This is a genomic window from Streptomyces sp. R44, from assembly GCF_041053105.1.
Taxonomy (GTDB): Bacteria; Actinomycetota; Actinomycetes; order Streptomycetales; family Streptomycetaceae; genus Streptomyces.
Window position 1 is genome coordinate 5,293,735 of the sequence record NZ_CP163444.1, and the last position, 23,358, is coordinate 5,317,092.

24 protein-coding genes are annotated in these 23,358 nt (G+C 71.6%); 13 read left to right on the forward strand and 11 right to left on the reverse strand.

The window, feature by feature from the left end; translation table 11 throughout:
- The 9 genes from AB5J54_RS24775 (at position 1) to AB5J54_RS24815 (ending at position 10,744) form a co-directional block, all read left to right on the forward strand.
- Positions 1-894 carry an N-acetylneuraminate synthase family protein gene (locus AB5J54_RS24775; RefSeq protein WP_369146097.1) on the forward strand — a complete coding sequence of 298 codons (894 nt, stop codon included), beginning with the start codon at positions 1-3 and terminating at the stop codon, positions 892-894.
- Positions 891-1,991, forward strand: coding sequence for a hypothetical protein (locus AB5J54_RS24780; RefSeq protein WP_369146098.1), 1,101 nt, complete (start codon positions 891-893; stop codon positions 1,989-1,991). The genes AB5J54_RS24775 and AB5J54_RS24780 overlap by 4 nt, the downstream gene beginning before the upstream one ends.
- A 116-nt stretch (positions 1,992-2,107) precedes the next feature.
- Positions 2,108-3,328: an amidohydrolase gene (locus AB5J54_RS24785; protein WP_369146099.1), complete on the forward strand. Its 1,221-nt coding sequence runs from the start codon at positions 2,108-2,110 to the stop codon at positions 3,326-3,328.
- A gap of 347 nt (positions 3,329-3,675) precedes the next feature.
- Entirely contained in the window at positions 3,676-4,734 is a 1,059-nt protein-coding gene (locus AB5J54_RS24790) for a BMP family protein (RefSeq protein WP_369146100.1), read from the forward strand.
- Between the two features lie 117 nt (positions 4,735-4,851).
- Positions 4,852-6,564, forward strand: coding sequence for an ABC transporter ATP-binding protein (locus AB5J54_RS24795; protein WP_369146101.1), 1,713 nt, complete (start codon positions 4,852-4,854; stop codon positions 6,562-6,564).
- Positions 6,561-7,676, forward strand: a complete 1,116-nt coding sequence (locus AB5J54_RS24800) for an ABC transporter permease (RefSeq protein ID WP_369146102.1) — start codon at positions 6,561-6,563, stop codon at positions 7,674-7,676. Before AB5J54_RS24795 ends, AB5J54_RS24800 begins: the two co-directional genes overlap by 4 nt.
- Complete coding sequence (locus AB5J54_RS24805) at positions 7,673-8,935, forward strand: ABC transporter permease (protein WP_369146103.1); 1,263 nt, start codon at positions 7,673-7,675, stop codon at positions 8,933-8,935. Before AB5J54_RS24800 ends, AB5J54_RS24805 begins: the two co-directional genes overlap by 4 nt.
- Positions 8,932-9,336 (forward strand): cytidine deaminase, encoded by a 405-nt coding sequence (locus AB5J54_RS24810; protein ID WP_369146104.1) that lies wholly within the window; start codon positions 8,932-8,934, stop codon positions 9,334-9,336. The genes AB5J54_RS24805 and AB5J54_RS24810 overlap by 4 nt, the downstream gene beginning before the upstream one ends.
- Before the next feature lie 130 nt (positions 9,337-9,466).
- The gene (locus AB5J54_RS24815) at positions 9,467-10,744 is read left to right on the forward strand and encodes a thymidine phosphorylase (protein WP_369146105.1); all 1,278 of its coding nucleotides are present in this window, start codon (positions 9,467-9,469) and stop codon (positions 10,742-10,744) included.
- 33 nt (positions 10,745-10,777) lie between these two features.
- Here the strand turns inward: AB5J54_RS24815 and AB5J54_RS24820 are convergent, their stop codons facing one another.
- Entirely contained in the window at positions 10,778-11,434 is a 657-nt protein-coding gene (locus AB5J54_RS24820) for an HAD family hydrolase (RefSeq protein ID WP_369146106.1), read from the reverse strand.
- Here AB5J54_RS24820 and AB5J54_RS24825 point away from each other — a divergent pair.
- On the forward strand, positions 11,433-11,759 hold the full coding sequence (locus AB5J54_RS24825) for an STAS domain-containing protein (protein WP_369146107.1): 327 nt from the start codon (positions 11,433-11,435) through the stop codon (positions 11,757-11,759). The genes AB5J54_RS24820 and AB5J54_RS24825 overlap by 2 nt on opposite strands.
- On the opposite strand, the gene AB5J54_RS24830 is transcribed toward AB5J54_RS24825, so the two are convergent.
- The 3 genes from AB5J54_RS24830 to AB5J54_RS24840 all read right to left on the reverse strand — a co-directional run bounded on the left by AB5J54_RS24830 (position 11,748) and on the right by AB5J54_RS24840 (position 14,853).
- The gene (locus AB5J54_RS24830; RefSeq protein WP_369146108.1) at positions 11,748-12,719 is read right to left on the reverse strand and encodes a sigma-70 family RNA polymerase sigma factor; all 972 of its coding nucleotides are present in this window, start codon (positions 12,717-12,719) and stop codon (positions 11,748-11,750) included. The two genes, AB5J54_RS24825 and AB5J54_RS24830, sit on opposite strands and share 12 nt — an antisense overlap.
- An 84-nt stretch (positions 12,720-12,803) precedes the next feature.
- Positions 12,804-13,511 (reverse strand): L,D-transpeptidase family protein, encoded by a 708-nt coding sequence (locus AB5J54_RS24835; RefSeq protein WP_369146109.1) that lies wholly within the window; start codon positions 13,509-13,511, stop codon positions 12,804-12,806.
- 82 nt (positions 13,512-13,593) lie between these two features.
- Positions 13,594-14,853, reverse strand: a complete 1,260-nt coding sequence (locus tag AB5J54_RS24840; RefSeq protein WP_369146110.1) for an MFS transporter — start codon at positions 14,851-14,853, stop codon at positions 13,594-13,596.
- Between the two features lie 62 nt (positions 14,854-14,915).
- Here AB5J54_RS24840 and AB5J54_RS24845 point away from each other — a divergent pair, with 62 nt between their 5' ends.
- Positions 14,916-15,887 (forward strand): LysR family transcriptional regulator, encoded by a 972-nt coding sequence (locus tag AB5J54_RS24845; protein ID WP_369146111.1) that lies wholly within the window; start codon positions 14,916-14,918, stop codon positions 15,885-15,887.
- Here the strand turns inward: AB5J54_RS24845 and AB5J54_RS24850 are convergent.
- Together AB5J54_RS24850 and AB5J54_RS24855 are read right to left on the reverse strand one after the other, a co-directional pair.
- Positions 15,873-16,661, reverse strand: a complete 789-nt coding sequence (locus AB5J54_RS24850) for an alpha/beta hydrolase (protein ID WP_369146112.1) — start codon at positions 16,659-16,661, stop codon at positions 15,873-15,875. The two genes, AB5J54_RS24845 and AB5J54_RS24850, sit on opposite strands and share 15 nt — an antisense overlap.
- Positions 16,662-16,749: 88 nt before the next feature.
- A complete protein-coding gene (locus AB5J54_RS24855) occupies positions 16,750-17,517 on the reverse strand; it encodes a GNAT family N-acetyltransferase (protein ID WP_369146113.1) in 768 nt (255 codons plus the stop codon).
- Between the two features lie 117 nt (positions 17,518-17,634).
- On the opposite strand from AB5J54_RS24855, the gene AB5J54_RS24860 reads away from it, so the two are divergent.
- Positions 17,635-18,789, forward strand: coding sequence for an adenosine deaminase (locus AB5J54_RS24860; protein WP_369146114.1), 1,155 nt, complete (start codon positions 17,635-17,637; stop codon positions 18,787-18,789).
- Positions 18,790-18,961: 172 nt separating this feature from the next.
- Complete coding sequence (locus AB5J54_RS24865; protein WP_369146115.1) at positions 18,962-19,327, forward strand: hypothetical protein; 366 nt, start codon at positions 18,962-18,964, stop codon at positions 19,325-19,327.
- Positions 19,328-19,398: 71 nt separating this feature from the next.
- Here AB5J54_RS24865 and AB5J54_RS24870 read toward each other — a convergent pair whose 3' ends face one another.
- The 5 genes from AB5J54_RS24870 to afsQ1 all read right to left on the reverse strand — a co-directional run bounded on the left by AB5J54_RS24870 (position 19,399) and on the right by afsQ1 (position 23,347).
- Entirely contained in the window at positions 19,399-19,599 is a 201-nt protein-coding gene (locus tag AB5J54_RS24870; protein ID WP_369146116.1) for a PspC domain-containing protein, read from the reverse strand.
- Between the two features lie 90 nt (positions 19,600-19,689).
- A complete protein-coding gene (locus AB5J54_RS24875) occupies positions 19,690-20,220 on the reverse strand; it encodes a VanZ family protein (protein WP_369146117.1) in 531 nt (176 codons plus the stop codon).
- Between the two features lie 324 nt (positions 20,221-20,544).
- Entirely contained in the window at positions 20,545-21,123 is a 579-nt protein-coding gene (locus tag AB5J54_RS24880) for a hypothetical protein (protein WP_369149448.1), read from the reverse strand.
- 17 nt (positions 21,124-21,140) lie between these two features.
- Positions 21,141-22,673 carry an ATP-binding protein gene (locus tag AB5J54_RS24885; protein WP_369146118.1) on the reverse strand — a complete coding sequence of 511 codons (1,533 nt, stop codon included), beginning with the start codon at positions 22,671-22,673 and terminating at the stop codon, positions 21,141-21,143.
- Complete coding sequence (gene afsQ1 / locus AB5J54_RS24890; protein WP_017239746.1) at positions 22,670-23,347, reverse strand: two-component system response regulator AfsQ1; 678 nt, start codon at positions 23,345-23,347, stop codon at positions 22,670-22,672. The genes AB5J54_RS24885 and afsQ1 overlap by 4 nt, the downstream gene beginning before the upstream one ends.
- Between the last annotated feature and the right edge of the window lie 11 nt (positions 23,348-23,358).

Below are 23,358 nucleotides of genomic sequence, written 5' to 3' on the forward strand. Positions count from 1 at the left end.
ATGAGCACCCGTCTGCGCACCCTCGGCACCAAGACCGCCGGCCCGGGCCACTCCGTCTACGTCTGCGGCGAGATCGGCATCAACCACAACGGCGACCTCGACAACGCCTTCAAGCTGATCGACGTGGCCGCCGAGGCCGGCTGTGACGCCGTCAAGTTCCAGAAGCGGACCCCGGAGATCTGCACCCCGCGCGACCAGTGGGACATCGAGCGCGACACCCCCTGGGGCCGGATGACGTACATCGACTACCGCCACCGCGTGGAGTTCGGCGAGGACGAGTACCGCGCCATCGACGAGCACTGCAAGGAGCGCGGCATCGACTGGTTCGCCTCCCCGTGGGACACCGAGGCCGTCGCCTTCCTGGAGAAGTTCGACGTCCCCGCCCACAAGGTCGCCTCCGCCTCCCTCACGGACGACGAGCTGCTCCGCGAGCTGCGCGCCACCGGCCGCACGGTGATCCTCTCCACCGGCATGTCGACGCCGAAGCAGATCCGCCACGCGGTCGAGGTCCTGGGCAGCGACAACATCCTGCTCTGCCACGCCACCTCCACGTACCCGGCCAAGGCCGAGGAGCTCAACCTGCGCGTCATCCAGACGCTCCAGGAGGAGTACCCGAACGTCCCGATCGGCTACTCCGGCCACGAGACCGGCCTCCAGACCACCCTCGCCGCCGTCGCCCTCGGCGCCACCTTCGTCGAGCGCCACATCACCCTCGACCGCGCCATGTGGGGCTCCGACCAGGCCGCCTCCGTCGAGCCGCAGGGACTCCAGCGCCTCGTCCGCGACATCCGCACCATCGAGGCCGCGCTCGGCGACGGCGTGAAGAAGGTGTACGAGTCGGAGCTCGGCCCGATGAAGAAGCTCCGCCGGGTCCAGGGCACCGTCGCCGCATGACCCGGCAGCTGGCGTTCGTCGAGAGCCCGGTCCAGCTGCTCAATGTCCTGGAGTGGGCGCACACGCAGGATTCCGGGGGCCGTACGGCCCCCTCGACCGGTGGGTCCGCGGACGCCACCCCCCTCACCGTCGTCGTGCTCTCGCCGACCGACCCCATGTCGCGGGGCCAGCTGCGCCGGATGGCCCAGCTGGCCCGCGACCAGGGCCTCACCGTGCGCTGGCAGGAGGCCCGCGGCGGCCGCGGCGCGCTCGTGCGCACCCTGCGGGAGCTCGCCCGGCCGCTGCGCTCGGCGGAGCGGGTGATCATCGGGGACCCGTTCTCCCGGTACGTCCAGCTCCTCCTGACCCTGTTCGCCCCCCGGCACCTCACGGTCGTCGACGACGGCACCGCGACCATGGAGTACGCCGCCCAGCTCGGCCGTGGCGAGCGCCTGGTGCGCTGGCACCGCAAGGGCAGCCTCGGCCCGCGCGAGCTGGTCCTCGCCCCGGTGACCACGCTCGCCCGGCGGAAGCTCGCCCCCACCCGGGGCCGTACCGTCGAGATCTTCACCTCGCTGCCCCTGGAGGCCCCGCCCGGAGTCACGGTCACCGAGAACGCGTACGCCTGGACCCGGGACACCTTCGGCCCGCCACTGCTCACCGGCGGCGCGGACCTGGTCGGCACCTCGCTCGTCGAGACGGGCGTCGTCGACGCCGACCACTACGCGCGCGTGGTGAGCGAGCTCGCCCGCGCCCACGGCGCCACCCGCTACTTCGCGCACCGCCGGGAGAGCGCCGAGAAACTGCACCGGATCGCCGTCGAGACGGGCCTCCAGGTCGTCCGGCCCGATCTGCCCCTGGAGCTGATCGCCCGGCGCGGCCCCATCGGACGCACGGTCGTCAGCTTCCCGTCCACGGTCGTGCACACCCTGCCCCTGGCCCTCGCCGGCACGGGCGTGAAGGTCGCCGTCATCGACATAGCGCCCGAGTGGCTGCGGGCGACCGCCTCACCGCGCGCCCAGGGCTTCCTGGCCGGGATCACGGGCACCGCGGCCCACGAGGTCGACCGGCTCACCACCCGGGCGGCACATCCGGCCGATCGGCTCGAATTCGGCTGAGGGTACCCACAAGGAGTGAGCTTCATGCCTGCGAAACCGAGATTCTTTCCCCTAAGGGGCTGAACTTTTCGTGATCAACGGGCAGTTGACCTCTCCACGGGCCTACCCTTCAAAGGGTGAACCAGTTGAAGTCCCGTGAGCCAGACTCCGTCACCCTGCCCGGAACGCTGTCCGACTCCCTGCGCGCCGAACTCGTCGCCTTCCGCAGGGACTTGCACATGCACCCCGAGCTCGGCAACCAGGAGTTCCGTACGACCGCCGCGCTCAAGGCCCGCCTGGAGGCGGCCGGCCTCGCGCCGAAGGTCCTTCCGGCGGGCACGGGACTCATCTGTGACATCGGCACCCGGGACCCCGGCCGGTCCATGCTCGCGATCCGCGCCGACCTCGACGCGCTGCCCATCCCCGACGTCAAGACCGTCGCCTACCGCTCCACCGTGGCCAACCGCGCCCACGCCTGCGGACACGACGTCCACACCACCACCGTCCTCGGCGCCGGCCTCGTCCTCGCCGAGCTCGACCGCCGCGGCCTGCTGCCGAACGCCGTACGGCTGATCTTCCAGCCCGCCGAGGAGGTCCTGCCCGGCGGCGCCGCCGACGCCGTCGAGGCCGGCGTCCTGGACGGCGTCGGCCGGATCATCGCCGTCCACTGCGACCCCCGCGTCGACGCCGGGAAGATCGGGCTCCGGGTGGGCCCCATCACCTCCGCCTGCGACCGCCTGGAGATCACCCTCGACGGCCCCGGCGGCCACACCGCCCGCCCGCACCTCACCACCGACCTCGTCACCGCCGCCGCCCGGGTCGCCACCGACGTCCCCGCCGTCCTCGCCCGCCGCGTCGACGCCCGCTCGGGCCTCTCGGTCACCTGGGGCCGCATCGAGGCCGGCCACGCGCCCAACGTCATCCCGCAGCACGCCGCCCTCTCCGGCACCGTCCGCTGCCTCGACCTGCCGACCTGGCGGGAGGCGCCCGACCTGGTCCACGCGGCCATCGACGAGGTCGCCGCCCTGCACCGGGCCAAGTCGACCGTCACGTACGTCCGCGGCGTCCCCCCGGTCGTGAACGACCCGCTCGTCACCGAACTGCTGCACGACGCCATGACGGCCCGCCGGGGCACGCACGCGATCGAGGACACCGAGCAGAGCCTCGGCGGCGAGGACTTCTCCTGGTACCTGGAGCACGTCCCCGGCGCCATGGCCCGTCTCGGCGTCCGCACCCCCGGCGACACCCGGGTCCGTGACCTGCACGCCGGCGACTTCGACGTGGACGAGCGGTGCATCGACGCCGGGGTGGAGCTCTTCACGGCGGCGGCCCTGCTCGACGGGACGCCCGAGCGCTGATTTCCGGCCGGACGGAGACGGGGAACGGCGCCGGACGGACGTGACCGGCGCCGTACGAAGGCCGAGAACCGCCTCGAACACGCTCGCTCGTCCGTCCGGCCCACCGCCGTCCCACGTCCGGCCCAGCGCCCGGCGCGTCGCCTCCCGCGCCCTGTCCGGGCACCCCGCGTCCGCGGTATAACCGGCGGTACCGGGCCGAACGCCCCCGGTCGCCTCCGTCGGCCGGTTCGCGACGATCCGATAACGACTCATGAACGGGTCTTTAACTGACATCTACGCGCGTTACGATCGCCGCGAAACCAGCGCCGGAAGAGGCGCTTTCGGTCAGTCTTGAAGGGACCCTCCTCTTGCGCCGGATCACCAGGATCACGACCGTGGGCATCGCCTCCGCGGCGCTCGCCCTGTCCGTCACCGCGTGCGGCAAGTCGTCGAACGACACGAGCTCCAGCTCCAGCTCGACCGCGGGCGCCGTCAAGGCCGCCATCGCGTACGACATCGGCGGCCGCGGCGACCAGTCGTTCAACGACGCCGCCTTCGCCGGCCTGCAGAAGGCCGAGAAGGAGCTCGGTGTCAAGGGCTCCGAGGCCGAGCCGTCGCAGGGTGAGAGCGACGCCGACAAGGTCGCGCGTCTGACCTCCCTCGCCCGCGCCGGCAACAACCCGGTCATCGGCGTCGGCTTCTCCTACGCCCCGGCCATCGCGAAGGTCGCCAAGTCCTTCCCGAAGACCACGTTCGGCCTCATCGACGACACCTCGGTGACCGCCCCGAACATCGCCAACCTCGTCTTCAACGAGGAGCAGGGCTCCTACCTGGCCGGCGTCGCCGCCGCCAAGGCGTCCAAGTCCGGCACGGTCGGCTTCATCGGCGGTGTCGAGGTTCCGCTGATCAAGAAGTTCGAGGCGGGCTTCACCCAGGGCGTCAAGGACACCAACCCCAAGGCGAAGGTGCTCACCCAGTACCTGACCCAGCCGCCGAACTTCGACGGCTTCTCGAAGCCCGACCTCGGCAAGGCCGCCGCGCAGGGCCAGCTCGACAAGGGCGCCGACGTGATCTACGCCGCCGCCGGTCTCGCCGGCGCCGGTGCCATCGAGGCCACCGCCACCGCGGGCAAGTGGGCCATCGGCGTCGACTCCGACCAGTACAACCAGGCGGGTCTGGCCTCGTACAAGGACCACATCCTGACCTCGGTCACCAAGGACGTCTCCGGCTCGGTCTTCAACGTGATCAAGTCGGTCAAGGACGGCAAGCCGCAGACCGGTGAGATCCGCTACGGCCTCGCCACCAACGGCGTCGGCCTGGCCGACTCCAACCCGGCGTACATGAAGATGACGGACCTCATCGCCGCGGTGGACAAGGCGAAGAAGGACATCGTCGACGGCAAGATCACGGTCAAGACCGCTCCGTAAGGACACCCAGGTCACGACCTGAGCCCGGGCCCGGCGTCCGGTGGCACCCCCACCGGACCCGGGCCTCGGCCCCATTCCCGTACGGGTTTTCATTTTTCGGCAGCGCTACGCGTGTAGATGTCTCCCTGGCACGATAACTTCGCCCCGCCCTGCCCTCCCGCTCCCACTCCTTCCGGCCAAGGAGAGTGCGTCATCAACGCGTCCAGCCCCCCTGCCGTAGAACTGCACGGCATCACCAAGCGATTCCCCGGCGTCGTCGCCAACAAGGACATCGCCATCACGGTCCGCAAGGGCACCGTGCACGCCCTCATCGGCGAGAACGGCGCCGGCAAGTCGACCCTCATGAAGATCCTCTACGGCATGCAGAAGCCGGACGAGGGCACGATCGCCGTCGACGGCGAGCAGGTCACCTTCTCCAGCCCCGGTGACGCCATCGCGCGCGGCATCGGCATGGTGCACCAGCACTTCATGCTCGCCGACAACCTCACCGTCCTGGAGAACGTCGTCCTCGGCGGCGAGAAGCTCTACGGCATCGGCGCCAAGGCGCGGAAGAAGATCAAGGAGATCTCCGACGCGTACGGCCTCGGGGTCCGCCCCGACGCCCTCGTCGAGGACCTCGGCGTCGCCGACCGGCAGCGCGTGGAGATCCTCAAGGTCCTCTACCGCGGCGCCCGGATCCTCATCCTCGACGAGCCGACCGCCGTGCTCGTCCCGCAGGAGGTCGACGCGCTCTTCGACAACCTGCGCGAGCTCAAGTCCGAGGGCCTCACGGTCATCTTCATCTCGCACAAGCTGGGCGAGGTCCTGAAGGTCGCCGACGACATCACCGTCATCCGCCGGGGCACCACGGTCGGCACCGCCGACCCGAAGACCGCCACCACCAAGCAGCTCGCCGAGCTGATGGTCGGCAGCGAGCTGCCCTCTCCGGAGACCCGCGAGTCGACGGTCACGGACATCCCCATGCTGAAGGTCGAGAACCTGACGCTGGTCGAGAGCGGCATCACGGCAGTCCCCCAGGTGTCCGCCGCCCGCATGGTGTCCCCGATGGACACCTACGTGCACGAATCCGCCGAGGTCGGCCGCAAGCTCCTCGACGACGTCTCGCTCACCATCCACAAGGGCGAGATCCTCGGCATCGCCGGCGTCGAGGGCAACGGCCAGACCGAGCTCATCGAGGCCCTGATGGGCATGTCCACCCCCGACGCGGGTGTCATCACCCTCGACGGCGAGGACATCTCCAAGGTCTCCGTGCGCAAGCGCCGCGAGGGCGGCATCGGCTACATCCCCGAGGACCGCCACCGCCACGGCCTGCTCCTGGAGGCCCCCCTCTGGGAGAACCGCATCCTCGGCCACGTCACCGAGGCGCCCAACTCCAAGCGCGGCATCCTCGACCCGAAGGCCGCCCGCAAGGACACCGAGCGGATCGTGCGCGAGTACGACGTCCGCACGCCCGGCATCGACGTCACCGCGTCCTCCCTCTCCGGCGGCAACCAGCAGAAGCTGATCGTCGGCCGCGAGATGAGCCACAACCCCAAGTTCCTGATCGCCGCCCACCCCACCCGCGGTGTGGACGTCGGAGCGCAGGCGCAGATCTGGGACGCGATCCGGGACGCCCGCCGCGCGGGCCTCGCGGTGCTGCTGATCTCCGCCGACCTCGACGAGCTGATCGGCCTCTCCGACACCCTCCGGGTCATGTACCGCGGCAAGCTGGTCGCCGACGCCGACCCCGCCACCATCACGCCCGAGCAGCTGGGATCCGCCATGACCGGCGCGGCCACCGGCCGGCTCGAAGGCACCGAAGAGCAGCCCGAAGACGGTGACGCCCGATGAAGAAGATCGACAAGGACAAGCTGATCATCGGGGCCGCAGGCCCCGTGCTCGCGCTGGTCTCGTCCTTCGTGCTCACCGTCCTGGTGCTGCTCGCGACGGGCCTCGACCCGATCGAGCCGATCCGTCTGATGATCGAGAACGCCGGGTACTCCGACGTCCAGGTCCTGATCGTCAACTACACCGGAATCCTCTATCTGGCGGCCCTGGGTGTGGCCATCGGCTTCCGGATGAACCTCTTCAACATCGGCGTCGAGGGCCAGTACCGCCTCGCCGCGATGGTCTCGGCGCTGGTCGGCGCGGCCGTCGACCTGCCCGGTCCGCTGCACATCCTGCTGATCGTGGTCGTGGCCATCGCGACCGGTGCGATCTGGGCCGGTATCGCGGGCATCCTGAAGACCACCCGCGGTGTCTCCGAGGTCGTCTCCACGATCATGCTCAACGCCATCACCACCTCCCTGGTGGCCTGGCTGATCCTCCCGAAGAACTTCGGCGTCCAGCCCGCCGGCTCCAACGACCTCACCACCGGTCAGATCCCCGAGTCCGGCTGGTTCCCCGGCATCGACATGGGCGACGGCGGTGAGATCTACGGCTTCACCTTCGTCGCGCTGGCGCTCGGCGTCGTCTACTGGTTCGTCATCAACCGCACCCGCTTCGGCTTCGACCTGCGCGCCACCGGTGAGAGCGAGTCCGCGGCCCAGGCCAGCGGCGTCGACGCCAAGAAGATGATCCTCACCGCGATGCTGATCTCGGGTGGCCTCGCCGGTCTGGCCGGCATGCCGATCCTGCTCGGCGAGTCGCACACGTACAGCCTCGCGTTCCCGGTCGGCGTCGGCTTCACCGCCATCACCGTCGCCCTGCTCGGCCGCAACCACCCGGTCGGCATCCTCTTCGCCGCCCTGCTCTTCGCGTTCCTCGAGAAGGCGTCCTCCAGCCTGGACATCGCGGGGTACCCGAAGGAGATCACGCAGATCATGCAGGGCATCATCGTGATCGCCGTGGTCGTCTCCTACGAGCTCGTCCGCCGTTACGGCACCCGCCGCCAGCAGCAGAAGGTCGGCGAGGAGCTCGCCGCCGGCGGCGCCATCAAGACCGACAAGGAGGTCTCGGCATGAGCACCGGCACCGTCGCCAAGCCGAGCGCCGCGCCCAAGAAGGCCGGACGCCGCAAGCTGACCTGGCCCTGGATCCTGCTGATCGTCGCGGCCGGCCTCGTCCTCTTCTCGTTCGTCCGCGCGGTCTCCGGGGCCGACGACCTCACCTCCGTCGGCCAGATCTCCGGCGCGCTCCAGCTCGCCGTGCCGATCGCCATGGCCGGTCTCGGCGGTCTGTGGGCCGAGCGCGCGGGCGTCGTGAACATCGGCCTCGAAGGCATGATGATCCTCGGCACCTGGTTCGGCGCCTGGGCCGGCTACCAGTGGGGCCCGTGGACGGGTGTCGTCGTCGGCATCCTCGGCGGCGCTGTCGGCGGTCTGCTGCACGCGATCATCACGGTCACGTTCAACGTGAACCACATCGTCTCCGGTGTGGCGATCAACATCCTCGCGGTCGGCTTCACCCAGTACCTGTCGAACTTCACCTTCGCCGAGGCCGAGGGCGGCTCCTCCAAGCAGTCCCCGCGCATCGACAAGATCACCGACATCACCATCCCGGGACTCTCGGACTGGCTGATCGACCTCCAGCAGAAGCACTGGTTCCTGATCTCGGACCTCGCCGGCATCCTCGGCGGCCTGGTCACCCACCTGTCGCTGCTGACGATCGTGGCCGCCCTGCTCATCCCGGCCACCTGGTGGCTGCTCTGGCGCACGTCCTTCGGCCTGCGCCTGCGCTCCTGCGGTGAGAACCCGGTCGCGGCCGAGTCGCTGGGCGTCAACGTCTACAAGTACAAGTACATCGCCGTCGTCGTCTCCGGCGGTCTCGCCGGCCTCGGCGGCGCCTTCCTCGCGATCGTCTCCACCGGCATCTACCAGGAGGGCCAGACCGGCGGCCGCGGTTACATCGGTCTCGCCGCGATGATCTTCGGCAACTGGATGCCCGGCGGCATGGCGCTCGGCGCGGGCCTCTTCGGCTTCACCGACAGCCTCAAGATCCGTGGCGGCGCCGAGAACGTCCACGCGCTGCTGCTGCTCGTCGCGGTGCTCCTGGTGATCGCCGCCGCGTGGCAGCTGTACAAGAAGAAGTACTTCTCCGCGGTCGCCTCCGCGATCTTCTCCGCCGGCTTCTTCATCTGGTACTTCGTCACCGACGAGGTCCCGAGCCAGTTCGTCGACGCCGCCCCGTACGTCACCACCCTGCTCGTGCTCGCCCTCTCGGCGCAGCGCCTGCGGATGCCGAAGGCGGACGGTCTGCCGTACCGCAAGGGCGAGGGCAAGTGACGCCCGCCGCTGCGAAGCCCGACTGGGACCTGCTCCGGGAGACCGCCCGCGAGGCGATGTCCCACGCGTACGCCCCGTACTCGGGCTATCCGGTCGGCGCGGCGGCCCTCGTGGACGACGGGCGGGTGATCTCCGGCTGCAACGTGGAGAACGCCTCCTTCGGCCTCGGCCTGTGCGCCGAGTGCGGGCTCGTCTCGCAGCTCCAGGCGACCGGCGGCGGCCGGCTCACGCACTTCGTGTGCGTGGACGGCCGCGGCGAGTCCCTGGTCCCGTGCGGGCGCTGCCGGCAGCTCCTCCACGAGTTCGGGGGCCCCGAGCTCGTCCTGGAGACCCCGGCCGGGTTCCTGACCCTGGCGGAGATGCTCCCGCAGGCCTTCGGCCCTGACCACCTCGCGAAGTAGCACGAGGTCGCGGCCCCTGCCCTTCGGGCAGACGACGGGATTTCGCGGCCGCGACCTGAGCGGCCCTTCCGCCACCATGGAAGGGTCGCTCCCCCTTTCCCCCTCTATGCGCGTAGAAAGAGGCACCACCATGGACGTCATCTCCGTCATCCGCACCAAGCGGGACAAGGGCGAGCTGAGCCCCGAGCAGATCGACTGGGTCATCGACGCGTACACCCGCGGCGAGGTCGCCGACGAGCAGATGTCCGCCCTGGCCATGGCCATCCTGCTCAACGGCATGAACCGCGCGGAGATCGCCCGCTGGACCGCCGCGATGATCGCGTCTGGCGAGCGCATGAACTTCGACTCCCTCTCCCGCCCGACCGCCGACAAGCACTCCACCGGCGGAGTCGGCGACAAGATCACCCTCCCGCTCGCCCCGCTCGTCGCCGCCTGCGGCGCGGCCGTGCCGCAGCTCTCCGGCCGCGGCCTCGGCCACACCGGCGGCACCCTCGACAAGCTGGAGTCCATCCCGGGCTGGCGCGCGCTGCTGTCCAACGAGGAGATGCTGCACGTCCTCGACACCACGGGCGCGGTCATCTGCGCGGCGGGCGACGGCCTGGCCCCCGCCGACAAGAAGCTGTACGCGCTCCGCGACGTGACGGGCACGGTCGAGGCGATCCCGCTGATCGCCTCGTCGATCATGTCGAAGAAGATCGCCGAAGGCACCGGCTCCCTGGTCCTCGACGTCAAGGTCGGCACCGGCGCCTTCATGAAGAACATCGAGGACGCGCGCGAGCTGGCGCGGACGATGGTCGGTCTCGGCACGGACAGCGGCGTGAAGACGGTCGCGCTCCTCACCGACATGGCGACCCCGCTCGGCCTCACCGCGGGCAACGCCCTGGAGGTCCGCGAGTCGGTCGAGGTCCTCGCGGGCGGCGGCCCGAAGGACGTCGTCGACCTGACGGTCGCCCTCGCGGCCGAGATGCTCGCCGCCGCCGGCATCAAGGACGCCGACCCGGCGAAGGCCCTCGCGGACGGCTCGGCCATGGACGTCTGGCGCCGGATGATCGCGGCCCAGGGCGGCGACCCGGACGCGACCCTCCCGGTCGCCCGCGAGCAGCACGTCGTCACGGCCCCGTCGACCGGTGTCCTGACCCGCCTCGACGCCTACGACATCGGCATCGCCGCCTGGCGCCTGGGCGCGGGCCGCGCCCGCAAGGAGGACCCGGTGCAGGCGGGCGCGGGCGTCGAGCTCCACGCGAAGCCGGGCGACACGGTGACGGCGGGCCAGCCGCTGCTCACCCTCCACACGGACACCCCGGAGAAGTTCGACTACGCCCTGAAGTCGCTGACGGCCACGTGGGACATCGCGGCTCCGGGCACGGAGTTCACCCCGAACCCGATCGTCCTCGACCGCATCGCCTGAGGTCCGGGACGGCGACGGGAGCCGGTGCGAGGACTACACCGGCTCCCCGAGCAGCCCCGGCAGCTCCCGCATGTGGTCGAAGACCACCGTGCGCGGGCCCATCAGGCGGTCCGCCCGCGTCAGGCCCCCGCAGTAGCCGAAGGCGCGCATGCCGGCCGCGCGGGCGGCCTGGACGCCGTACGGGCTGTCCTCGACGACCGCGCAGCGCTCCGGCGGCACGCCCATCGTGGCCGCCGCGTGCAGGAACAGGTCCGGGGCGGGCTTGGCGCGGGCGACGTCACGGGCGCTGAACACCCGACCCTCGAAGCGGTCGAGCAGTCCCGCCCGGCCCAGGTTCTTCCGGATGCTGCCGTGGCTGCCGTTGGAGGCGAGGCAGTACGGGACGGCCAGGCTGTCCAGGACGTCCGTGACGCCCTCCACGGCCGTCAGCTCGGCGTCCAGCGCGTCCTCGTACCGCTGCCTGAAGGGGGCCTGCCAGCCGGGTTCGAGCGGCCGGCCCCGCCGCTCCTCGACGATCGCCGTGAGCATCTCGTGCGAGGAGCCGACGAAGAACTCGGCCATCTCCGCCTCGGTGAACGTCGCACCGAGGGAGGCGAACACCTCCCGGTCCACCCGGCAGTAGATCCGCTCGCTGTCCACCAGAACACCGTCACAGTCGAAGATCACCAGTTCGACAGGCTCAAGAGTCATGATCGAGAGCGTAGCGATGAGTTCCGTGCGCCCGGGCGGTCTCCCCGGTGTGGACACCAGCCAGCCCCTCGTCATGACCCTGCCCGCCCGCCCCGGCCCGGAGGACGTCGCCCGGCTCTGCGCCGAGCTCGCCGCCGCCCCGCCGGGCGAGGTCGTCTGTGAGGTCGGCGCGCTCACCGGCGCCGACCTCACCGCCGTCGACGCCCTCGCGCGCCTGAAACTCGCCGCGAGCCGCCGTGGCCACCGCATCCGCTTCGAGGGAGCAGGACCCGGACTACGGACCCTGCTCCACCTCACCGGCCTGGCCGAAACGCTAGGCCTCTAGCCGCGCCGGCAGGTCGAAGAGCGGGAACCAGCGCTCCGTGTCCAGGAAGAAGTCCATTCCGCCGACCTTGCCGTCCCGCAGCTCCAGGACGATCAGCGCCCAGGGGCTGAAGCCGCCCGCCGGGTCCGGGTGGTAGTGCGCGAAGGCCGGGGAGCCGTTCGCCACGGTGGCGACCAGCTTCGAGCCCCGGCACACGTCGCCGACGCCCAGCATCCAGCCCACGATGTCGTCGTGGCCCCGCAGCCACAGGTCGTACGGCGGCATGGACATCGTCGCGTCCTCGTGGAGGAGCGCCGTCAGCGCCTTCATGTCGTAGCCCTCGAACGCGGCGACGTAGCGCTCCAGGAGCGCCTGCTGCTCCTCGTCCAGCGGGTTCGCCGGGTCGGAGGCCGCCGGGGCCTGCTCGGCGAGGGTCGCGCGGGCGCGCTGGAGGGCGCTGTTGACCGAGGCGACGGAGGTGCCGAGGAGCTCGGCGACCTCGCTCGCCTTCCAGGCGAGGACCTCGCGCAGGATGAGCACGGCCCGCTGCTTGGGCGGCAGGTGCTGGAGCGCGGCCACGAACGCGAGCCGTACGGACTCGCGGGACAGCGCCGTCTCCGCCGGATCGCCCGCCGTGGGCAGCACCCGCCCGTCGGGGATCGGCTCCAGCCAGGTGATCTCGGGCTGCTTCACGAGCTGAGCCTGAGCGACGGGCGTCGGGGAGGTCAGATCCATCGGGCGCGCCCTTCTGTTCCCCGCGTTCAGCGCGTCCAGGCAGACGTTGGTGGCGATCCGGTACAGCCAGGACCGCAGCGAGGAGCGGCCCTCGAAGGAGTCGATGGCCTTCCAGGCGCGGACCATCGTGTCCTGCACCGCGTCCTCCGCCTCGAAGGAGGAACCGAGCATCCGGTAGCAGTAACCGGTCAGCTCCCTGCGGTACTTGTCGAGTTCCTCGGTCGTCGCCGTCGCGGCATCGCTCATCGGGTCCACACCCCACTCACCCCTCACCGGCACCCGTTCGGTGCCGGTGAGAGGGAAGCTACCTCAGCGGACCGACAGCCGGGGTCAGGTTCCCGGCTTGCGGCCGTAGACGAAGACGTCGTCGCCGTTCCTGAGCAGATTCCAGTACGCTTTCGCGTCCCTCGGCGTCATGTTGACGCAGCCGCCGGAGCCCGGCGGGTTCCACATGGACTTGGTGGTCGAGTGGAAGGCCTGGCCGCCGTCGAAGAACTGCGAGTACGGCATGGAGACGTGGTAGAGCGTCGACCAGTGGTTGATGTTCCGCCAGTAGATCTTCTTGGAGCCGGTACGGGTCTCGGTGCCGTCCTTGCCCGTACGGACCGGAACCGGCCCGTACTTGAGGCGCGAGCCGTCCTGGATCCAGCTGAGCTGGCGGGTCAGGTCGACGCAGGCGATCCGGCCCCGGTTGGTCGGGCAGGTGCCCGCCCGGTTGGGGTTGGTGCCGGCCGCCCTCTGCTGGAGCATCGTGTTCATGGTGCGCCAGGTGACCGGTCCGGCGTACCCCACGGTCGGGGTGATGCCGTGCTTGGCCTGGAAGGCCTGGATGGCCTGACAGTCGGCGAGCGACTGGCGCCCGTCGACCGGCCGTCCGAGGAACTTCTCCACCTGCTTCTGGTACGGCCCCGTCGTCACGTTGCAGGACGCCGCCTGCGCCGGGGCCGTACCGAGCGCGATCGTCATCGGCACCACGAGCGACGTGATGCCGGCGGCGATGCCCGCCCTTCTGCCTACGAGCCGCGAGATTCTTTTCATGATCGTCAACTCCCCCTTGAGTCCCTGTACTTGAGGACGTAAGGGGGAGTTTGACGGTTGCAGGCCCGCAGCGGGAGACCGCCTACGCCGCCGCCGGGTGCAGACGCCGCGCCTCGACGCGCGCGCTGTGCGAGCCGTACAGGGTGACCGAGACGACCCCGAGGACCGCGACCAGGCCGATCAGGACGGTACCGGCCCAGCCGCCGGCGTGGAAGGCGATCGCGCCGAGCGTGCCGCCCGCGCTGCTGCCCAGGTAGTACGCCGACTGGTAGAGCGCCGAGGCCTGCGCGCGGCCCGTCTTCGCCGTGCGGCTCACCGAGGAGGAGGCGACCGCGTGGCCCGCGAAGAAACCGGCGGTGATCAGGACCAGGCCCACGAGGACCAGGGCGAGCGAGTCGGACAGCGAGCACAGCAGGCCCGCCGCCGTCGTGGACACCGCCAGGTACAGCGCGCCGCGCCGGCCGAGACGGCCGACCAGCTTGCCGGCCGCGGCCGAGGAGACCGTACCGACCAGGTAGATCAGGAAGATCGAGCCGATCACGCCCTGCGGCAGCGAGAACGGGGCCTCCACCAGGCGGTAGCCGATCACCGTGTACACCGCGCCGAAGACCGTCATGAACAGCGCGCCGATCACGTACAGCCGCATCAGCAGCGGGTCGGCGAGGTGCCCCCGGACGGTCCGGGCGAGCGCCTTCGGGTTCAGCGTGCCGGGGGTGAAGTGCCGGGCCTTCGGGAGCAGCGCCCGGAAGGCGAGCGCGCACACCAGGGAGGTCAGGCCGACGGCGGCCAGACCCGCGCGCCAGCCCCACAGCTGGGAGACCCAGCCGGTCACGAGCCGGCCGCTCATGCCGCCGATCGAGTTGCCCGCCACGAAGAGGCCGATCGCGGCGACCAGCGCCTTGGGCCGCACTTCCTCGGCGAGGTAGGCCATCGCCGAGGCCGGGAGGCCCGCGAGCGCGGCGCCCTGGACCGCGCGGAGCGCGATCAGCGACTCCAGGTTCGGGGCGAGCGGCACCAGGAGGGCCACGGCGACCGCGACGGAGAGGGAGGCCGTCATCATCGCGCGCCGCCCGAAGCGCTCCGAGAGGGCGCTGAGCGGCAGGACGCAGAGGGCGAGGGCGCCGGTCGCGGCGGAGACCGTCCAGGAGGCGGCGGAGGCGGTGGCGCCGAACTCGGCCGAGATGGCCGGGAGGAGGGCCTGCGTGGAGTAGAGGAGGGCGAAGGTGGCCAGTCCGGCGGCGAAGAGCGCGAGGCTCGTCCGGCGGTAGCCGGGGGCACCGGGGGAGAGGCGGGTGTCGGCGGACGCGGTGGTGGCGGCCGCCTTGGTACTGGCGGAAGGCATGTCACGAACGTAGGACGGTCCGCTTCATGCGTCCAATGCACGGAACTGCTGTAATCGTTCCCATGGTGCATGAGTACAGGCCACAGCCTCGGCTGTCACCGAACAGTAACGAAGAAGACATGGGACTGCTGCTCGCGCCGCGGCTCGCGTACTTCGCCGCCGTCGCCCGGCACGAGCACGTGACCCGCGCCGCGGCCGAGATGGGCGTGCCGCAGTCGACGCTCTCGCGGGCCATGGTCCGGCTCGAACAGGACCTCGGCGTCACCCTCTTCGCCCGGCGCGGCCGCACGGTCTCCCTGACCCCTGCGGGCCGCCGCTTCCTCACCGCCGCCGAGCGGGCCCTCGCCGAGGTGGAGCGGGCCGCCGACACCGTACGGGCCGACGCCGACCCGACCGCGGGCCGGGTCGCCTTCGGCTTCCTCCACACGATGGGGTCCGAGACCGTCCCGGGCCTCATCCGCGCCTTCCGCGTCGACCATCCCCGGATCCGCTTCACCCTCGTCCAGAACTACGGCGAGGCCATGATCGAGCGGCTGCGCGCCGGCGACCTCGACCTCTGCCTGACCTCCCCGGTGCCGGACGCCCCCGACCTGGTGGCCCGGCGCCTCGACGAACAGCGGCTTCGGCTCGTCGTCCCGGACGACCACCGGCTCGCGGGCCGCAAGCGGGTGCGGCTCGCCGAGGCCGCCGAGGAGACCTTCGTGACCCTGGAGCCGGGGTACGGGCTCCGCCGCATCACCGACGACCTGTGCGCGGAGGCCGGCTTCAAGCCGCGGGTCGCCTTCGAGGGCGAGGAGGCCGAGACCCTGCGCGGCCTCGTCGCCGCCGGCCTCGGCGTCGCCCTGCTCCCGCCGCCCGCCGTGCCCCGCCCCGGTGTCGTCGAACTGACCGTCACCGCGCCGCGCGCGGTCCGCGAGATCGGCGTCGCCTGGCTGGACGGCCACCCGGACACGGCCCCGGTGGCCGCCTTCAAGAAGTTCCTGCTCGGCAGGCGCGGCCACCTGCTCCCGAAGGAACCGTCACCTCCGGCGTGAGCCGTACCTCGACGCCCCGAACCCCGCCGCCAGCGGCATCCGCAGGCCGAGCGGCGGGGGAGCCGCCATCGCGTCGGTCACCGGGCGCGCCACCGGCCGGGAGAACAGGGCGCCGAGCACGAAGTCCGCGGCGAGGGCCCGGACCTCCGCCGCGTACTGGCGCAGCGCGTGGCCGTCCGAGTGGACCTCGAAACGGCAGGTCTCCCGGTTCGCCTTCTTCGCCCGCTCGGCGAACCGGAACGACAGCTCCGGGTCCGTCCGCGCGTCGTTCGTGCCGTGCACGAGCAGCACCCTGCGCCCCACCAGCTGCCGCACCGGCTCCGGCTCCGCCGCCACGTCGTCCTCCGGCAGCCACGGCGCGAGCGCGAGCACCGCGCCGACCGCCGGATGCCCGGCCGCCCGCAGCGCCGCCCGGGCCCCCATCCCGTGGCCCAGGAGGCAGACCGGGACGTCGCCGTAGCGCCGTACGGCCTCCTCGACCGCCCAGGTGGCGTCCGCGACGAGGTCGGCGTCCGTGCCGTTCCAGCCGCGCGCCCGGTAGCGCACCACATGCGCCACGAGCCCCTCGGGCCGGCCCGCCCGCACCAGTTCACGCGCCGGTGGAAGCATCGCGGCGTGCGCCCGCGCGGACGCCCGCCGGGCCGACACCGGCTCGCCGTCCGGCAGGAGCAGCACCACGCCGCCCACCGCCGCCACCGCCGACCGGGAACCGACGGGGCGCCCGAGCCGGGGTCTCCGGGTCTCGGGCGGCCCCACGAGTGCGAAGTACGCCATGGCAGAACAGTCTCAGAAGGCGAGGTGTACGCCAGTCGTACGCGCGGTCTCTGTTACGTATCGTCCGGAGAGCGAACGCCCTTTGCTCCTATACCCGTTCGAACCGGGCCACCGAGCCGACGACCGCGAAGCCCCTCCGGCCGTACCAGGTGTGCGGCCAGTCGCCCGCGAAGGCGGTGAGGAAGCGGGTCGTGCAGCCCGCGGCGGCGGCCTCGTGCAGGGCGGTGTCCAGCACCCTCCCCGCGTACCCGCGCTTCAGATGGGCCTCCACCGTGACCAGGTCCTCGATCTGCGCGATCCCCGCCGCCGGATCCATGTACAGATCGGCCCAGGCGGCCACCTCCCCCTCCGGGGTGTACGCGGCGAAGAAGCGGACGACGTCGGCGCCGCGCCGCCGCGCCACCCGCCGCTCCACCAGGTGCGCGATCTGCTCGGGCGTCGCCCGCGGGGCGAACCGCGGCCAGGACTCGGCGACCGGGCCGCGCAGTTCGTCGAAGTCCACCTCGCGCGCCCCACCGTGCTCCGGCACCGGACCGGTGTGCGCCATGATCAGGGTGGTGGCGTGCCGGAACCCGGCCCGCTCCATCGGCTCCACGCAGGCGGCGGCGACCTTCTCGTCGAGGACGTACGCGAAGCGGTACGGGAGATGGCTCTGCGCCTCGTCCGTGTAACCGGCCAGCGCCTCCGGGTCCACGGCCCCGTAGGCGAGCACGTGATTGTTCCATCGGGAGTGCCGGTAGGCGTCGTCGAGCACCGCGACGGCGCCCGGGAACTCGACGGTGCGGGCCGCCTGCCGGCGGTGGAAGTCGGACAGGAAGCGGTGGATGCGCGGGAGTTCGGGTGCGGTTGAGGTCATGCGGGCAGGCTAGGGCCTGTCCGACAATTCCCGCCGGGTCCGTGCCGTCCCCGCCCCGCCACGAGAAAAACGGCGCCGCACGGGGTGTTCTACGCGCGTAGGGGCTAGAGTGCGGAAATGACGAGCCAGACCCCCAACGTCCCCACCGCGGACCAGATCCGCCGTGCCCCGAAGGTGCTGCTCCACGACCACCTCGACGGCGGACTGCGCCCCGGCACGATCATCGAACTCGCCCGGGAGCAGGGCTACGAGCAGCTCCCCGAGACGGAGCCCGACAAGCTCGGCATCTGGTTCCGCGAAGCCGCCGACTCCGGCTCCCTGGAACGGTACCTGGAGACCTTCGCGCACACCTGCGCCGTCATGCAGACCCGGGACGCCCTCTTCCGCGTCGCCGCCGAGTGCGCCGTCGACCTGGCCGAGGACGGCGTCGTCTACGCCGAGGTGCGCTACGCCCCCGAGCAGCACCTGGAGGGCGGTCTCAGCCTCGAAGAGGTCGTGGAGGCCGTCAACGAGGGCTTCCGCGAGGGCGAGCGGCGGGCCAGGGCCAACGGCCACCGCATCCGGGTCGGCGCCCTGCTGACCGCCATGCGGCACGCCGCCCGCGCCCTGGAGATCGCCGAACTCGCCAACCGCTACCGCGACACCGGTGTCGTCGGCTTCGACATCGCGGGCGCCGAGGCCGGCTACCCGCCCACCCGCCACCTCGACGCCTTCGAATACCTCAAGCGGGAGAACAACCACTTCACGATCCACGCGGGCGAGGCCTTCGGGCTCCCCTCGATCTGGCAGGCGCTCCAGTGGTGCGGTGCCGACCGGCTCGGCCACGGCGTCCGGATCATCGACGACATCGAGGTCGCCGACGACGGCTCGGTCCGCCTCGGCCGCCTCGCGGCCTACGTGCGGGACAAGCGCATCCCGCTCGAGATGTGCCCCTCCTCCAACCTCCAGACCGGCGCCGCCGCCTCCTTCGCGGAGCACCCCATCGGTCTGCTCCGCACCCTCCATTTCCGGGCCACGGTCAACACGGACAATCGCCTCATGAGCGGGACGAGCATGAGCCGGGAATTCGAGCTGCTGATCGACGCATTCGATTACACGCTCGACGACATGCAGTGGTTCACGGTCAATGCGATGAAATCAGCGTTCATTCCTTTCGATGAACGACTCGCCATGATCAATGAGGTCATCAAGCCCGGATACGCCGAGCTCAAGTCCGAATGGCTGTTCCAGCAGACCGCGACGACCAGCGAGTCTTCCCGTACGGAGGGCTGAAACACGCCCCGCGCAGGGGTCAGGAGCGGCCGGGTTCTCGCGACACCCGGCCGCTTTTCGGTGTTTGCGGAGGCGACGTTCGCTGGTTAGGTTGCAGAGCCGCTCTCCATTCCCAGGATTTCCCCGCCCGGCTTTCCTCGAAGCCCCCGGATTCCCCAAGGAAGATCTTCTGATGAAGCAGTCTGCCGCCAAGAAGCTCGGTGTCGCCGCTCTCGGTGCCGCTTTCGTCGCCGCCGGTGCAGGCGCGGCCAACGCCGCGTCGTCCCTGCCGCTCGACGCCGACGCGCTGGGCACGGTGACCCAGGCCGTCCCGCTGGGTGACGGCCTCACCACGCTCCCTGACGGCGCCTCCGAGTCCCTCGGTGCCGGCCAGGGCGCCCTCGGCCAGGGCCTCGACCAGGGCGTGAAGACCCTCCCGGCCGCCGCCGGCCAGGCCACCCAGAACCTCCCGCTCGACGCCGCCGCCGGCGGCCTCGGCGCCACCCCGCTCGGCGGCCTCCTCGGCGGCCTGCCGCTGAACGGCCTGCCGCTCGGCTGACCCCCGCCGCACACGCCGAAGGGGCGCGCACCCGGAACCCGGGTACGCGCCCCTTCGGCGTACGCACGGCCCTACCAGGCCGTGCTCGCGGTCTTCTCCGCCGGCAGGAAGATCCACAGGCCCAGGTAGATCAGGAACTGCGGTCCCGGCAGCAGACACGAGGCCAGGAAGATCAGACGCATCGCCGTCGCGGAGATGCCGAAGCGCCGGGCCAGCGCCGCGCACACTCCGCCGAGCACGCGTCCTTCACGGGGGCGGGACAGTGCGGCCATGGTGGGCTCCTTCGGAGTCGGTCCGGGAGCCGCTCCTCCGGGCTCCCGATGACTCCATCCTGCCGTCGTGAACGGGGACGAAGCGTCCGTCTACGGGGCGATCGGGACCCTGGAAATCGTCGGGGTCGCACCCTGAGTCGCCTTCCGGTCCGGGGCCTCGCGCCTGCGGCGCAGCCGGCTCCGGCAGGCCGGGACGATCAGGAGATGCGCGAGGGCGACGCCCGTCGTGTTCAGGAGTACGGAGTCCACGTCGACGACCTGCCCCGGCACGGCGGTCTGGAGCAGCTCGATCGCCAGCGACACGAGGGCGCCGGCGGCGGTCGTACGGGTCAGGGAGGCCCAGCCGGAGACGTGCAGCCGTCCGTCGGCCATCGGGAGCAGCACGCCCAGCGGGGCCAGGAGCAGCAGGCCCTCACCGATCAGCCGGGCCGCCTCGACGCCGCCGAGCGCGAGGTCGGCCTGCAGGCCGTGCAGCGGGATCGTGTTCGGCGCGGTCACCCAGGCGACGTCCCGTGGGCGCAGGCTGACCCAGGCGACGAGCAGCAGATGCGCGAGGAGGAGGACGAACCCCGCCACGCGGACGACCATGGCGGCCTGGCCGCCCGAACCTTGACGCTGCACGCCCCCCAAGACGCACGCCAGAGCGGAATCGGTTCCGCGCGCCCCCCCGTTGTGGGCAGGCGTTCCGCCGGGGCGTGGGGGTCCCCCCTGCTCGAGCGAAGCCGAGAGCTTGGGGGAGGGTGGGCACACGGAACGGCGCCCTTGCCGGCGCCAGAGGCTTCCGCGCCTGAACCCGCACCGGATGTACGCCGCCACGATGGGTGCGGGTCAAGGCGCGGAACGCGGAGGCGCCGCGAGAGGGCGCCGTCCCGTGTGCCCACCCGTCCCGCCCCAGCGGGACGATTGCCCACACGGCGCAGGGCGCGGGCCCACACGGGCGCGGGGTCAGCCCGCAGGAGTCGGTGGGGTCGTCGGGGGGGTCGTGTCCGGGCGTTCCCGGACGTCGGCCGTGCAGCGGTACCGCTTCGGGGCGTACGGGCCCGGACCGCCGAGCAGCACCGTGTGACCACCCGCCCCCGCCGAGCTCTCCGCGAACGTGCAGACGAGCTGCGACAGGGCCGTCGGCGCCAGGTCCTCCGGCTGCCGGCTCAGTCGCAGCGAGCCCGCCGGGTCGCCCCGGCGCCCGCCGGTGACCGTCAGCGGCCCCCGTACCTCGGTCGTGAAACCGGCCTCCCGCTCGCTCTCCGAAGGCGCGGCGAGCAGCTGCGCCAGCAACCCCCCGGCCGTCCGCACCGGATCGCCGCCCGCCTTCTCCTCCGGCAGCGGCGACCTGCGGTCCACCGCCTCCAGCTGCGAGCCGCAGACCAGGAACACCCGGACCGGCACTCCCTGAGCCGCCGCCTCGGACGTACCGTCGTCGGTCACGCTGCACGGGACCCGCGAGGGCGCGGCGCCCGCGTCCACCGGGACCGAGGTGGTCCGGATGCCGCAGCCGGTGAGCAGTGCGGTGAGCGCGACCGCCATGACAGTGACGCGACGTCTCACGCTTCCTCCACCTCGCCCTGGCTGCTGCGCGTCTGGACCTCGCGCGTGATCCCCGAGGCGTCCAGCGGCAGTCGCAGGACGAACACCGCGCCGTCGACCTCGCCGTCCTCGCCGACCGAGTTCGACGCCGTGATCGAACCGCCGTGGATCAGCGCGTTCTCCATGGCGATCGACAGGCCGAGCCCGCTGCCGTCGGACCGCGGCCGGGACGCGCTCGCCTTGTAGAAGCGGTCGAAGACGTGGGGGAGTACGTCCTCCGGGATGCCGGGGCCGTGGTCCCGTACCGCGATGACCAGCTCTTCCTCGTCCGTGCGGACCGAGACCCGCACCGGCGAACCGCCGTGCTTGAGCGCGTTCCCGATCAGGTTCGCCAGGATCACGTCGAGGCGGCGCGGGTCGAGGGGCGCGACGATCCCGCGCTCCGCGTCGAGCTCCACCGCGTCCAGCCAGGCGCGCGCGTCGATGCACGCGGTGATCTGGTCCGCGATGTCCACGTCGTCGAGGACGAGCCGCGCGGTGCCCGCGTCGAAGCGGGTCACCTCCATCAGGTTCTCCACCAGGTCGTTGAGGCGCCGGGTCTCGCTCACCACGAGCGCGACCGCGGGGGCGATCATCGGGTCCAGGGAGTCCTGCTCGTCCTCCAGGACCTCGGTGACGGCGGTCAGGGCGGTCAGCGGGGTCCGCAGCTCGTGCGACATGTCGGCGACGAACCGCCGGGAGGACTCCTCCCGCGCGCTCATGTCCGCGACCTTCTTCTGCAGCGACTCGGCCGCGCTGTTGAACGTACGGGACAGATCGGCCAGTTCGTCGGCGCCGGAGACCCGCAGCCGGGTGTCGAGCTTCCCCTCGCCGAGCTGCCGGGCCGCCTCGCCGAGCCGGTGCACCGGGCGCAGCACGGTCGTCGCCGCGACCTGCGCGAGCAGCACCGAGCCGGCCACCGCGAGCGCGGTGGCGATCCCCAACGACCAGGCGAGCGAGTTCAGATCGGCCTTCTCCGCGGCCAGCGACTTGAACATGTACCCGGAGGGGCCGCCGCCGTCGATCCGCGTCCCGCCGACGAGGTACGGCGTCCCGTTCCGCTCCGTACGCTGCCAGAACAGGTGGTACGGATACGCGTTGGCGTCCGTCACCTGCCGCTTCGTGTCCACGGCCTCCTGCAGCGAGCGCGGCACGTCGGCCAGGGTGAAGTCGTCCGGGTCCGAGGCGCCGACGATCGGCTTGCCCGCGGCCCGCTCGCCGAGCAGCAGCACCTGGTAGTCGGCGGCGCCGCCGCTCGCCATCTGCTCGGCGGTCCGCCGCAGGTCGTCCTGGGTGGGCCGGAGCGGCAGCGTCGCCGCCCGGTTCTGCATCTCCTGCCGGAAGTCGTTGAGCGCCCCGTCCTGGGTACGGGTCAGCACCGCCTCACGGTTCAGCCAGTACGCGATGCCGGAGGCGGCGACGGCCGCGGTGAGCGCGACGAGGGCGAAGACGACGACGAGCCGCAGCCGCAGGCTGGAGAGCCGCAGCCGCGCGTAGATCCCTTTGCTCACGCAGGGACGTCCAGCCGGTAGCCGACCCCGCGGACGGTACGGATCAGCGTCGGCGAGGACGGCACGTCCTCCACCTTGGCGCGCAGCCGCTGCACACACGCGTCGACGAGCCGCGAGTCGCCCAGGTAGTCGTGCTCCCACACGAGCCGCAGCAACTGCTGCCGGGACAGCGCCTGTCCGGGCCGCCGGCTCAGCTCCAGGAGGAGCCGCAGCTCGGTCGGGGTGAGCTGGAGGTCCTCGCCGTTCTTGGTGACCGTCATCGCCGAACGGTCGATGACCAGCGAGCCGTACGTCGCCGAGTCCGTCGACTCGCGCTCCCCGCGCCGCAGCACGGCCCGGATGCGGGCGTCCAGGACCCGCCCCTGCACCGGCTTCACGACATAGTCGTCGGCGCCGGACTCGAGGCCGACGACCACGTCGATGTCGTCGCTGCGCGCGGTCAGCAGGATGATCGGCAGCTGGTCGGTCCGGCGGATGCGCCGGCAGACCTCGAAACCGTCGATGCCGGGCAGCATGACGTCGAGCACGACCAGGTCCGGCCGCTGCTCGCGCAGCAGCTGGAGACCGTCCTCGCCCGTGGCGGCGGTGGCCACCCGGTGACCCTGCCGGGACAGGGAGAGTTCGAGGGCCGTCCGGATGGCGTCGTCGTCCTCGATCAGCAGCAGAAAAGGCACGCCGTCATTCT